The sequence below is a fragment of the Pseudomonas sp. NPDC085632 genome (assembly GCF_044541255.1).
Lineage (GTDB): Bacteria > Pseudomonadota > Gammaproteobacteria > Pseudomonadales > Pseudomonadaceae > Aquipseudomonas.
Genome location: NZ_JBITSX010000063.1, coordinates 20,787 through 33,084, shown reverse-complemented (window position 1 = coordinate 33,084; position 12,298 = coordinate 20,787). Strand labels below are relative to the sequence as shown.

The following is a 12,298-nucleotide window of genomic DNA, read 5'->3' as shown; positions in this document are numbered from 1 at the left end:
AGCCCACCTACATATCAAGCGGAGCCAATCATGGAAAAACGTGAAGAACTCTACCGCGGCAAAGCCAAATCGGTTTACAAGACCGATGACGCTGACAGCTTGATCCTGCTGTTTCGCAACGACACCTCGGCGTTCGACGGCAAGCGCATCGAGCAGCTCGACCGCAAAGGCATGGTCAACAACAAGTTCAACGCCTTCATCATGCAGAAACTCGAAGCGGCCGGCGTACCGACCCAATTCGACAAACTGCTGGCCGACAACGAAGTGCTGGTCAAGAAACTCGACATGATCCCGGTCGAGTGCGTCGTGCGTAACTACGCCGCCGGCAGTCTGGTCAAGCGTCTGGGTGTCGAAGAAGGCTTGAAGCTCAACCCTTACACCTTCGAACTGTTCCTGAAGGACGACGCCAAGGGCGACCCGTTCATCAACGAATCCCACGTCGTGGCATTCGGCTGGGGCACCGCCGAGCAACTGGTTCGCATGAAAGAACTGTCGCTCAAGGTCAACGAAGTGCTGACCAAGCTGTTCGACGACGCCGGCCTGCTGCTGGTCGACTTCAAGCTTGAATTCGGCGTGTTCAGCGACGGTTCCATCGTCCTCGGCGACGAGTTCAGCCCGGACGGCTGCCGTCTGTGGGACAAGGACACCAAGAAGAAGATGGACAAAGACCGCTTCCGTCAGGGCCTCGGTGACGTCATCGAAGCCTACGAAGAAGTCGCCAATCGTCTGGGCGTACCGCTTTAATCGACGCAAGCATCTGATAGCACGAAGAAATTTTCGAAAGAGGGTTTGCTTTCGGTAAAAGTGTTGTTATGATGCGCGCCGTTGGAGAGATGCCAGAGTGGCCGAATGGGACGGATTCGAAATCCGTTGTACCTTCACCGGTACCTAGGGTTCGAATCCCTATCTCTCCGCCATTACATAGAAAAAGCCCCGTAGCTGAGAAGCTACGGGGCTTTTTTGTTTCTATTTTTTCGATTCTATGGCGTATCTCTTAATTGTCATAGAAGACAGCTGAGCTTGCCGAGCCTTGCATTATCTCTACTGAGCGTTGGCAATCAGCCCTAGCTACGTAGCTCTCACTACTCCGTGAAATCGCCTTAGCGTTGCTGGCGTAGTAAATCCAATACCATTGTCCAGACGCGTCCTTTTTTTGCCAATAGCAGGGATAAGTAACGGTAGCCATAAATGAACCTTCAGTTCTTTGATGAAACCTCAGCATAGATGTGGATTCAGGTGGCGAAACTGGCCATTATTAAAATCGAAAGAAACAGGATTTTCACTCTGTTTCCACACCATGATCAGTGCGAACATATTTTGAACGGAGTAGCCTTATGAAAGGCGAAAGCGACGAAACCAAGAAAAAGGCACCATCAACCACGATGTCGGATTTTTTTCGTACGGGAACCGTACAGGAGAGGCGAGAAGCCTACCTCGTTGCGGCAAACGAAGCGATTGCGATGCAAAAAGCAGTCATTCTGTCTGCGAAGAAGCTCAGATCAGAATCTTGTAAGTAATGGTGCAGATATTGTTAGCCTTAAAGCCCAGCGTGTTTGCTGGGCTTTTCGTTTGTGCATAAGTGCCGGGTTGACCCAGTGCTGTTTTCGCTATTTTATTTTGAACGCACACGAAAGCCCCTCAGCATCGAACCAAAGGGGCTTTCCCGTTTCTGCAGGACATACACCACTTCCCGCATCCAGTCATTTACAGCAGTGAATGCCACAAACCATTAAATCTCCTTCACCGGCGTCTCCCCCTGCACAGCCTTGATCAACCCGATCACATGCAAACAATCCGCCTTGTTCACATACGACTCGCCACTGGCGATGGTCTCGTGGTTACCCGCCCTCAGCCTCCAGCGCCATTGCCCTTTGCCGGTGCTCGGGGTGCCTTTGGATTGCCTGTAAATCTCGAAATACATTCAGTTCGCTCCATGCGATTCATTTGTGCGACAGCCTGTGTGGCGCATGGTCGCAAGCCTAGCGCAGACGGTTTTTTTGGCTATCGGACATTTGTTTCCAATCGTTCGTGGATGTTTCTGAAGGGCGCGAGCTAGAGCGCGCGGATCAGCGTCTGGATTGGCCAATATGACGCCGTCTGTTCCTTGCAACACCGTCGATGCTCCTGCTTAATACCGGACGGCTCATGGCGTCGAATATCGTTCGGCGACCGACAAACCTATAAAAAGAGCACTCCTTTGACTGAGCACGGAACGCAACAGGCCGGGCAGGTGACGTTATCGCTGGTGGTCCCCGTTTTTAACGAGGAGGACAGCCTCGACACGTTTCTGCGGCGCATCAATGAAGTCTTTCAGACGCAGGCGTTGATCGATCTTGAACTGGTGTTCGTCAATGACGGCAGCACCGATACCACGCTCGAGCGCCTGCTCGAGCATCAGCGTCAGGATGTGCGCCTGCGTATCGTCGACCTGAGCCGCAACTTCGGCAAAGAAGCGGCGCTGTCCGCCGGTTTGCAGATCGCGACCGGACAGATCGTGGTACCCATCGATGCTGATTTGCAGGACCCGCCGGAGGTCATTCTGCAGATGATCGAGCGCTGGCGAGAAGGCTTTGAAGTGGTGCTCGGTCACCGCATCAGCCGTCGCAGCGACACCTGGGCCAAGCAGACGTCCGCTCACTGGTTCTATCGCCTGCACAACAAGATTGCCGAACAACCTTTACCCGAAAACGTCGGCGACTTTCGTCTGATGGATCGCTGCGTGGTGGACGCATTGCTGACACTGCCCGAATCCCGCCGCTTTATGAAGGGCCTGTTCGCCTGGGTCGGCTTTCGCACCACCCACGTCGATTACGAACGTCCGGAGCGCGTGGCGGGGCAGAGCAAGTTCAATGGTTGGCGATTGTGGAATTTCGCGCTGGAGGGCATCACCAGTTTCAGCACCGAGCCATTGCGGGTTTGGACGTATGTCGGCGCGCTGGTGTCGCTGGTGTCTTTTGCCTTCGCTATTTTCATTGTCGTGCGCACGTTGATTCACGGTGTCGACATGCCCGGTTATGCCTCGCTGATGGTGGCCGTGACCTTTCTCGGTGGGCTGCAATTGATCGGCATCGGAGTGCTCGGTGAGTACCTGGGCCGCACGTATATCGAATCCAAACGCCGGCCGGTTTTTCTGGTGCGTCGCGTCTACGACCCCAAGGACTGATACATGGATCTCAAGGAAACCGACATCCTCGGCGACAACATCGGCGAGCATTGGTATTACTGCTCGAAAGCCGCAGCCACCACCCGGATGCTCGGTGAAGCACCGATCAAGCGAATCCTCGATGTCGGCGCCGGCTCGGGTTTTTTTTCCCACCATTTACTGAAGCACACCGATGCACGCGAAGCGTGGTGCGTGGATATCAGCTATCCCGCCGACTCCAGCGCGACCACCGCCGGCAAACCGGTGCACTACCGTCGCGGGATCGAAACCATCGATGCCGATCTGGTGTTGTTGATGGACGTACTGGAGCATGTCGATGACGACCTCGGTTTGCTCAAGATGTACGTCGATAAAGTGCCGTCGGGCAGTCGATTCCTGATGACGGTGCCGGCGTTCCAGTTCTTGTGGAGCGGTCACGACGACTTTCTCGAGCACAAGCGCCGCTACACCCTGGCTCAGTTCGAAACGCTGGCACGTGATGCCGGTTTGACGGTGCAGCGCGGTGCTTATTATTTCGGCGCGGTGTTTCCGATTGCAGCGGCACTACGCTTGTTGCCGCAAGGCGCACAAGCCCAGCCGCCGCGTTCGCAACTCAAGCGTCATCATCCGCTGGTGAACGGAGTCCTCAAAACCTTGTGCGGCCTTGAACTGCCGTTGATGGGCCTGAACCGTCTGGCCGGGTTGAGTGTGTTCGTGCTGGCGTACAAACCGTGACCTCGGCGGAAAAAAACGTATTGATCCAGCGTGGTTTGCGCTTTGCCGTGACCGGGCTGTTCGTCACCGCGCTGCATGGGTTGGTGGCGGTGCTGTTCATCAATTTCATTGTCGCGCAACCGCCGCTGGCCAACGGCGTGGCGTTTGCCGTGGCGACGGTGGTGTCCTATGTCGTCAATACCACCTGGAGCTTTTCTGCCCGCTTGCACGGACGAACGCTGCTGCGTTTTTTGCTGGTGTCCGTGGGCGGCTTTTTCCTGGCGATGTTCGTTGCCTGGGCCGCACAGACTGCCGGGCTGCACTATCTGCTGGGCATCGTTGCGGTGGCGCTGACGATTCCGGCGTTCACCTTTGTCTTGCACAATTTCTGGACGTATCGATGAAGGCTTCACCAAACCATCCGGCGCTGTCCCTGTTGCCTTTACTGCTCGGCGTTCTGGCATTTTTCTGCGTGATCGGGCCGCAAGCGCTGGACCCGCAAAACATTGCCTGGCTGGAGCAGGGCGATCCGGCGACGCATTATCTGGGCTGGGAATATTTCCGCCATTCACCCTGGACCTTTCCGCTGGGGCTTAACCCGTTCTATGGTCTGGAGTTGGGCAATTCGATTATTTTCTCCGACTCCAATCCGCTGCTGGCGTTGCTGTTCAAACCGTTCAACGCGTGGTTACCGGCGACCTTCCAGTACTTCGGCCTGTGGCTGCTGGCGTGTTTCGTTCTGCAAGCCTGGTTTGGCTGGAAACTGCTGGGGCTGATGACGGGTAATCCGCTGATTCGCTTGCTGGGCACAGGTTTGCTAGTGTTTTCGCCGCCGATGTTCCTGCGCATGGGCGGGCACCTTTCCCTGTCCGGGCATTTTCTGATTCTGGCAGCGTTGTACCTGGCGTTGCTGCCGAACCTGTATCGACGTCGTCTGGCCTGGGGTGCGCTGTTGGCGGTCACCGCGATGGTGCATGCGTACCTGCTGGCGATGGTGGCGCTGATCTGGGTGGCGGATCTGCTCGGCAAGACCTTCAGCCAACAATTGACTCGGCGCCAAGGGCTGCTCGAAGGCGTGTTGCTGTTTGCTGTGGTGAGTGTGTGTTGCTGGCAGGTCGGTTACTTCGCTATTGCTGATGGCGCGCAATCCGGCGGTTTCGGTTTGTACCGGATGAATTTGCTGTCGCCATTGGATCCGGCAGGCTGGTCGTTGATTTTGCCGAATTTGCCGAAAGCCAGTGGCGATTACGAAGGCTTCAACTATCCGGGCCTTGGCGTGTTGTTGCTGGTGCCGTTGGCACTGATTGGCTGGCTGAGAAACCGCCAGCCGCTGAAGGATGAGCTTCGCCTTCGCCCTTGGTTATTGCTGGCGTTGATCGGTTTATCGTTGTTCGCGCTATCGAACCAGATCGGTGTCGGCGCACACACGTTCAGCTACCCGTTACCGAAAATCGCCATCAAACTGGCGAATGTTTTTCGCGCCTCGGGGCGGATGTTCTGGCCGGTGTTGTACGCGATCGTCCTGATGGTGATGTTCTTGCTGGTGCGCGGTTACCGGCCACGCATCGTCATCGCGCTGCTGGCACTGGCATTGACGATACAGATTGTCGACACGCGCAACGGCTGGATGGGCTTGCGCAACGGCAAGATGATGGCGCCGTCCGAAGAATGGGCAACGCCGATGCGTGATCCGTTCTGGGCGAGTGCGGCGGCGCGTTACCCGAATATCCGCAGTCTGATGCCGCAGAATCAGTCTGAACGCTGGCAAGTGATTGCCGATTTCGCCGCGACCCATGGCCTGAAAACCGACGCTGTCTATTTGGGGCGCATGAGTGCCAAAGCACTGGATCAGGCCCGGCAGAAAACGCAGCGCATGCTCGAATCAGGGCAATACGATGCCGACTCGTTGTACATACTCGACGATTCCGTGCTGGCCGATGCTGCGAAAAGCGTCAACAGTGAAACCGATGTGCTGACCAGAGTAGATGACCTGGTGGTGCTGGCGCCGGGCTGGAAACGTTGTTCGCAGTGCCTGAGCGTGCAGGATGAAGGGCGGCGGATGTCATTGCTGGCGCTGATGCGTCCGGGTCAGGCGCTGAACTTCAACTACTCCGCTCGGCAGTTGACCAGCGGTTGGTCGGCCCCGGAAAGCTGGGGAACATGGTCGGCGGGGCAGCAGGCGCAGCTCGACTTGCGGGTATCGCCCGAGGCGCGCTCGATTGCGCTGGATGTCATGGCATTCGTTTTGCCGCAACATCCGGCACAGCGAGTGATCGTCACTGTGAATGGCGAGCAGGTGCTGGCCACGCGGCTGGTGCAAAGTCAGGATAATCACCTGGAGCTACCGATCACTCCTGCCTTGCGCCAGCGTCTGACGGACAATGATCACCTGACGATCGAGTTTCATTTGCCCGATGCCATCAGCCCAGAACAATTGGGCATCAATGACGATTCACGGGTCATGGGGCTGGGCTTGAAGCGCTTGACGGTGAACTGACGCACCGTGGCGATGGACGCCGGGGCACCGGCCTTTCTACACTGCCGGTATTCCGGGGGGCAGGGGGCAAAGGATGAACCGCAATGAACTTCGCAAGGCCGACATCAACCTGATGGTGGTGTTCGAGACCTTGATGCTCGAACGCAACGTGACCCGGGCGGCCGAGAAACTGTTTCTTGGCCAGCCCACTATCAGCTCGGCGCTCAACCGCTTGCGTACGATGCTCAACGATCCGCTGTTCATCCGCGTCGGTCATCGCATGGAACCGACAGCGCGTGCCGAAGATATTTTCCGCCATCTCAAGCCGGCGCTGGATTCACTCTCGGTCGCGCTGAGCCTGACCCGCGATTTCGACCCGGCCGTCAGCACCATGACCTTTCGCATTGGCCTTTCCGATGACGTCGAGTTCGGCCTGCTGCCGCCGCTGTTGCGTGCGCTGCGCCAGGAAGCGCCGAACGTGGTGTTTGTGGTGCAACACGTCGATTACTGGCGAATCCCCGACCTGCTCGCAGCGGGTGATATCACGGTCGGCATCAGCCAGACCCGAGGTCTGCCGGCCAATGCCAAACGCAAACTGCTGCGGCATATCCAGCCGAGCATCCTGCGCGCCGACGCCAGCGATACACCGTTGACGCTGGATGAATATTGCGCGCGTCCGCACGTGCTGGTTTCGCACACGGCCAACGTCAGTGGTTTCGCTGATGAGTGGCTGGCGGAACTCGGGCGCACTCGTCAGGTGGTGTTGTCGGTGCCGCAATACAGTGCGTTGCCGGCGCTGCTGGCCGGCACCGACCTGATTGCCAGCCTGCCGGATTACACCGCAGCGGCCATGGCCACTTCCGGGCTGCTGTTCAAGGAACCCTTTCCGTTCAAGACGCCGACGCTGGATCTGTCGATGGTCTGGCTCAGCCATGTGGACAGCGACCCTGCCGAGCGCTGGTTGCGTTCGCGGCTGGAGCAATTCATGAGCGAACGGCCATTGACCGCATCCTGAGCCACAACAGGACCCTGTAGGCGCTGCGGCACGCTGCGATCTTTTGATCTTGAAATCCCAAGGTCGAAAGATCGCGGCCTCGTTTCACTCGACAACTCCTACAGAGATCAGTGATAAGCCGCATGTGCTATATGTACGACCTTTCTGCCAACTCACCGGGGATCTGCAATGCCACACCTGCACATGGAATACACCGCCAACCTGCCGCAGTTGAACGCCGACGTCGCGTTGATGCGGCTCAACAACACCCTGGTGGGCTCCGGTCAGTTCGCGGCGGAGTTCGATATCAAGAGCCGTGCGGTCAAAGTCGAGACTTTCAAGGTCGGTACTGCCATGGCCGAGCGCGCCTTCGTCTACGTGAAGCTGGCGCTGCTCAGCGGGCGTTCGCCGCAGATCAAGAAGCAGTTGTCAGAGAGCCTGTTGCTGGTCTTGCAGGACCTGTGCGAATGGCCGGCCGGCATCGAAGTGCAGCTATGTGTCGAACTGGTCGATATGGATCGCGAGTCTTACAGCAAAACCGCGATTGGTGTGTAGGACTCAGGCCGCTTCGAGTTCGCTGCACACCTTGACCACCTGTTCGCGCAGCCAGAGGTTGGCGCTGTCCTGATCGACGCTCTGGCTCCACTGCATGTCGAGGGTGAAGCCCGGCAAACCGTTCGGCGCCTCACAGTGATTGAACACCGCCTCGTTGGTCAGCAGGCGCTGGATACGGCGGGGCAGGGTGAGGATGAAGTCGGTCCCCGTGATCATTTTCAGTGCCGCGCTGTAACTGTTCGAGCGCGCGACGATCTGGCGCTTCTGCGCTTGCCGCGCCAGCCAACCATCGACCATGTTGGTGGTCGACGTCCACGGCGTCGGGAACACATGTCGGCGTTCGGTAAAGGCCTGCAGACTCAGGCGCGGTTCCAGTGGCGTGGCACGTTTGTCGAAGACGCAGACCAGATCATCCTCCAGCAGCATCCGTGATTTCAGGTCAGTGTGATGGCGATGAAAGTTGGGGCCGAAGCTGATGACCAGATCGAGGCTGCCGTCGCGCAGTTCATCCGCCGGAACGTCGGTCTCAAACTTGTGCATGTTGACCATCACCGGTAAGTCATCGAAATCGAAACGTTTCAACAGGCGCGGCAGGATCAGTTGCTCGAAGTATTCCGGCGCGCAGATGTTGAAGGTGACGGCTTGCTGGGTCGGGTCGAACGTGGGGGCGCCGGCGTGGCACAGGTTGATGCTTTCGAGGATCTTCTGCACATGGCCATACATGGTGCTGGCCTTGTAGGTAGGGCGCATGCCGGTGCGGGTGTTGATGAACAGTTCGTCTTCGAAACTGGTGCGCAGTTTTTTCAAACAGTAACTGACGGTGGACTGGCTGACGAACAGGGTTTCTGACACATCGGTAACGCTGCTTTGCTCATAAACAGCGATAAACACCATGAGATCCTGCATGTCGAGCTTTCGAAGCAAGTTACTGTTCAGCATCCGTTCTGTCTCGCTGTGCTCCTTGCGCTGAATCCGCGCAAACGTGTGCGAACGATCCTAACGGAACGATGGTGCCAGGACAAAGCCCTGTAGGACGTTTCACGGTCAGTTGTGGGACAGAAAGTTTTAGTAACACGACGTCACGAATTAAACCGCTAAAAGATGGCCAGAAGCCTTTAGCTCGACGAGGGAAAGTGTCGGGCGTAATGCCTGGGGTCGAAGCGCCACACCATCAACAGCATCACTCCCATCACAGCGGTCAGCGACCACCAGGCCCACTCGAAACTCCCGAGCCAATCGCGGATCATTCCGGCCAGCAGCGGCGAAAGGCCGGCGATCAAGTAACCGATGCCTTGCACGAACGCGGTCAGCCCACCGGCGCCTTGCGGGTTGTCGAGATGATCGAGCGAGACGATCAGGCTCATCGGAAACAAACCGCCAATGCCCAGCCCCAACAGGCAGGGCCACAAGAGGCTGAGTTGTTGTGGGCTGAGGATCAGGCCGCAAAACCCGGCGATGATCAGCATCAGTAACGCCATCAGAATCACGCGCCGATCCCGGCTGCGATTGGCGATCGCCGGCACCACCAGGCCGGAAATCACCTCCATCGCCGTCAGAAAACCTAACAACAGCCCGGCGTTTTGTTCGCTCCAGCCTTTTTCCACATAGTACGGCGCGAGCCAGGCCAGCACGCAGGTGTAGGACGCGGTTCCCAGACCAAAGAAGATGGCCAGCAACCAGGCACGGGACTGGGTGAAGAACGAATCTTTGCCGGTTATCGCCGTCACCCTGGAGGACAACTGGCGGCGTTGCGACCACCAGAACACAAGCGCCAGCAACGCCAGGATCGCCCAGATGCTCAAACCGCTGCGCCAGCTCCCGGTTTGCAACATCACCAGCGGTGCGAACGAAGCGGCAATCGCTGCGCCACCCATGATCGACGTGACATACAAACCCATGCACAGGGCGACATTGTCGGCGAAGCGCGATTTGATCAGCGCCGGCATCAACGCCTGAATCAGCGCAATGCCGAGGCCGGCCAGCACGGCGCTGACGATCAACTGGGGGGCCGATTCGATAAACAGCCGTGACAACGTCGCCAGGGCGATGATCAGCAAGGACAGCAACACCGTCCGTTGCTCACCCAGCCGCTGACTGATGCCAATGCCGAAAAACATCGCCAGGCCCATCGTCATCACTGGCAGCATGGTCAGCAGTGAAGCGACGCTGAAGCTCAGCGGGATGTCAGCGCGGATGGCCGACAGTAACGGGCCGACCGCCGCCATCGACGGACGCAGATTGAGGGCTACGAGCATGATCGCGAGCATCAGCCATACAGCGGGGCGAGCGGTGGCGCGGACGTTTTCCATCATCAGACCTTTGAGCGGGGCAGACGATTAGGCGCAGAGCCGTCTAGTCCGGGCAAACCAGAAAATCCTGAGCAGTATTTAAAAACTCGATACCCCGCCACCCTCGATGGGAGCGAGCCTGCTCGCGAAAGCGGATTGTCTGCCACCGAAAATATTGGATGTGCCAACCTCTTCGCGAGCAGGCTCGCTCCCACAAGGGACAGCCGTGTTGTTTTTACTGAATAAAAGCTGAACCATTCTCAAATACTTCGCAAGTTTAAGCGTATGACCCAATGCCAACTAATCGTTGGCGTCTTTTTCACAAAAAATTGATGGTTGCCTGCTTAAAATTTCTCGTGCCTTAGTTAATGAAATTTTCACAATTGAAATTTCTTTCATGGACCAAGGCTCTTCTTTTCAGGAATCGCCCTTTCTATGTTGAAGTTAAAAGCCGTGCGCCCGGAATGGGTGACGTTGATTGCCAGCGCCTTTCTTTTAATCGGCTGTAATTTTGTCCTCTGGCAACACCTGTTCGAGATCACCGCCGCCGATGGCAAGGGCATCGCCATGCGCGTGGCGTTCGGGGTGATGATGCTCGCGGCATTCAACATCGTGCTGACGGCCCTCGCTTTCCGTCCAGTGCTCAAACCACTGTTGACCGTGATATTTCTGATCAGCGCCGGTGTGGCTTATTTCATGAGTCAATATGGCGTCATGATCGATGCCGGCATGTTTCGCAACTTTGCCGAAACCAATGTGACGGAAGTGCGTGATCTGCTTTCGTTGAAGTTGTTTGCTTATGTTCTTTTGCTCGGTGTATTACCGTCCTGGTTGTTGTGGAAAGTCCCAGTCAACTATCGTCGTTGGCACCGTGAGTTAATCAGCAAAGTTATTGTTAGTGTTGCTTCGGTGGCGGTGATTGGCGGGGTGGCGCTGGCCAACTATCAGGGCTTGTCATCGCTGTTTCGCAATCACCACGAAATTCGTCTGATGCTGGTGCCCAGTAATTACATCGGTGCTTCGGCGGGTTATCTACGTGAGCAAGTGGTCTCGGCGCGGCAGCCTTTCATCAAGATCGGCGAGGACGCCGAGCGCAATCCGGATGTGAAGCTTCAACCGCGTAAATCCCTGACGGTGCTGGTGGTGGGGGAAAGTGCCCGGGCGGAGAACTTCGGCATCCTTGGTTACCACCGTGACACCACGCCGACACTCGACAAGGAAGCCGGGCTGATCGCCTTTACCGATGTACATTCCTGCGGCACGGAAACGGCTGTTTCGGTGCCGTGCATGTTCTCCAACATGGGCCGCAAGGATTACGACGCGAGCAAAGCCAAGAATGAAGAAGGCCTGCTCGATGTGCTCAAGCGTGCCGGGATCGACGTGATCTGGCGCGACAACCAGTCCGGCTGCAAAGGCACTTGTGATCGAGTCACCCTGCAAGATGTCAGCAACCTGAAGGACCCGGCGCTGTGCGCCAACAGCGAATGCCGCGACGAAATCCTCCTGCAAGGCCTGCAAGGTTTTATCGACCACTTGGACAAGGACACCGTTTTGGTCCTGCACCAGATGGGCAGCCACGGCCCGGAATACTTCAAGCGTTATCCGAAGGAATACGAGCACTTCACCCCGGTGTGTGAAAGTAACGCGCTGAATAACTGCAGCCGCGAAAGTATCGTCAACGGTTACGACAACACGCTGGTGTATACCGACCATGTGCTGTCGAGTCTGATCGATGTATTGCGCAGCAATCAGGACAAAGTCGATACCGCCATGTTGTACCTGTCGGACCACGGCGAGTCACTGGGCGAATACAACCTGTTCCTGCATGGCACGCCTTACATGTTGGCGCCAGAGCAACAAAAGCATGTAGCGATGCTGGCGTGGTTCTCCGACAACTATCAGAAGGCTTATTCGGTCGACACCCATTGCCTGCAGATGAGCCGCGACAAACCGCTGAGTCAGGACAACCTGTTCCACTCGATGCTGGGTCTGCTGGAGGTCAAGAGCACGGTCTATCAGCCGGGTCTGGACATGTTTGCCGGTTGCCGTGGCGCGGTGATCGACGGCGTGCTCGCGAAGGAGTGAGTCCAATCGGCTCCGTCGTTCTGACGCGACGGGCCTGTCTATTT

13 protein-coding genes and 1 tRNA gene are annotated in these 12,298 nt (G+C 57.0%); 10 read left to right on the top strand and 4 right to left on the bottom strand.

All coding sequences use genetic code 11. From position 1 onward, the window contains the following. The first annotated feature begins 30 nt into the window (after positions 1-30). Both purC and ACIF4X_RS26900 read left to right on the top strand, forming a co-directional pair. A complete protein-coding gene (gene purC / locus ACIF4X_RS26905) occupies positions 31-744 on the top strand; it encodes a phosphoribosylaminoimidazolesuccinocarboxamide synthase (RefSeq protein WP_397484402.1) in 714 nt (237 codons plus the stop codon). Positions 745-827: 83 nt separating this feature from the next. Next, a tRNA-Ser gene (locus tag ACIF4X_RS26900) sits at positions 828-917 on the top strand. 77 nt (positions 918-994) lie between these two features. On the opposite strand, the gene ACIF4X_RS26895 is transcribed toward ACIF4X_RS26900, so the two are convergent. Continuing rightward, complete coding sequence (locus ACIF4X_RS26895) at positions 995-1,186, bottom strand: DUF1508 domain-containing protein (RefSeq protein ID WP_397484401.1); 192 nt, start codon at positions 1,184-1,186, stop codon at positions 995-997. Between the two features lie 148 nt (positions 1,187-1,334). Between ACIF4X_RS26895 and ACIF4X_RS26890 the strand changes: the two genes are divergently transcribed. Then, a complete protein-coding gene (locus ACIF4X_RS26890) occupies positions 1,335-1,517 on the top strand; it encodes a hypothetical protein (protein WP_397484400.1) in 183 nt (60 codons plus the stop codon). A 212-nt stretch (positions 1,518-1,729) separates the two neighbouring features. On the opposite strand, the gene ACIF4X_RS26885 is transcribed toward ACIF4X_RS26890, so the two are convergent. Continuing rightward, positions 1,730-1,921, bottom strand: coding sequence for a DUF1508 domain-containing protein (locus ACIF4X_RS26885; protein ID WP_007911387.1), 192 nt, complete (start codon positions 1,919-1,921; stop codon positions 1,730-1,732). Between the two features lie 276 nt (positions 1,922-2,197). Here ACIF4X_RS26885 and ACIF4X_RS26880 point away from each other — a divergent pair, with 276 nt between their 5' ends. The 6 genes from ACIF4X_RS26880 (at position 2,198) to ACIF4X_RS26855 (ending at position 7,881) form a co-directional block, all read left to right on the top strand. Next, positions 2,198-3,163 carry a glycosyltransferase family 2 protein gene (locus ACIF4X_RS26880; protein ID WP_397484399.1) on the top strand — a complete coding sequence of 322 codons (966 nt, stop codon included), beginning with the start codon at positions 2,198-2,200 and terminating at the stop codon, positions 3,161-3,163. Positions 3,164-3,166: 3 nt separating this feature from the next. Further along, the gene (locus ACIF4X_RS26875; protein ID WP_397484398.1) at positions 3,167-3,877 is read left to right on the top strand and encodes a class I SAM-dependent methyltransferase; all 711 of its coding nucleotides are present in this window, start codon (positions 3,167-3,169) and stop codon (positions 3,875-3,877) included. Beyond that, on the top strand, positions 3,874-4,260 hold the full coding sequence (locus ACIF4X_RS26870; protein WP_397484397.1) for a GtrA family protein: 387 nt from the start codon (positions 3,874-3,876) through the stop codon (positions 4,258-4,260). The genes ACIF4X_RS26875 and ACIF4X_RS26870 overlap by 4 nt, the downstream gene beginning before the upstream one ends. Next, positions 4,257-6,353, top strand: a complete 2,097-nt coding sequence (locus tag ACIF4X_RS26865) for a DUF6311 domain-containing protein (RefSeq protein WP_397484396.1) — start codon at positions 4,257-4,259, stop codon at positions 6,351-6,353. The genes ACIF4X_RS26870 and ACIF4X_RS26865 overlap by 4 nt, the downstream gene beginning before the upstream one ends. 73 nt (positions 6,354-6,426) lie before the next feature. Beyond that, positions 6,427-7,347: a LysR substrate-binding domain-containing protein gene (locus ACIF4X_RS26860; RefSeq protein WP_397484395.1), complete on the top strand. Its 921-nt coding sequence runs from the start codon at positions 6,427-6,429 to the stop codon at positions 7,345-7,347. Between the two features lie 168 nt (positions 7,348-7,515). Further along, the gene (locus tag ACIF4X_RS26855; protein ID WP_397484394.1) at positions 7,516-7,881 is read left to right on the top strand and encodes a 5-carboxymethyl-2-hydroxymuconate Delta-isomerase; all 366 of its coding nucleotides are present in this window, start codon (positions 7,516-7,518) and stop codon (positions 7,879-7,881) included. 3 nt (positions 7,882-7,884) lie between these two features. Here ACIF4X_RS26855 and ACIF4X_RS26850 read toward each other — a convergent pair whose 3' ends face one another. Then, positions 7,885-8,820 carry a LysR family transcriptional regulator gene (locus ACIF4X_RS26850; protein ID WP_034153164.1) on the bottom strand — a complete coding sequence of 312 codons (936 nt, stop codon included), beginning with the start codon at positions 8,818-8,820 and terminating at the stop codon, positions 7,885-7,887. 176 nt (positions 8,821-8,996) lie between these two features. Continuing rightward, complete coding sequence (locus ACIF4X_RS26845; protein ID WP_397484392.1) at positions 8,997-10,190, bottom strand: cyanate transporter; 1,194 nt, start codon at positions 10,188-10,190, stop codon at positions 8,997-8,999. 414 nt (positions 10,191-10,604) lie between these two features. On the opposite strand from ACIF4X_RS26845, the gene ACIF4X_RS26840 reads away from it, so the two are divergent. Continuing rightward, complete coding sequence (locus ACIF4X_RS26840; protein ID WP_397484391.1) at positions 10,605-12,254, top strand: phosphoethanolamine transferase; 1,650 nt, start codon at positions 10,605-10,607, stop codon at positions 12,252-12,254. Positions 12,255-12,298: the final 44 nt, after the last annotated feature.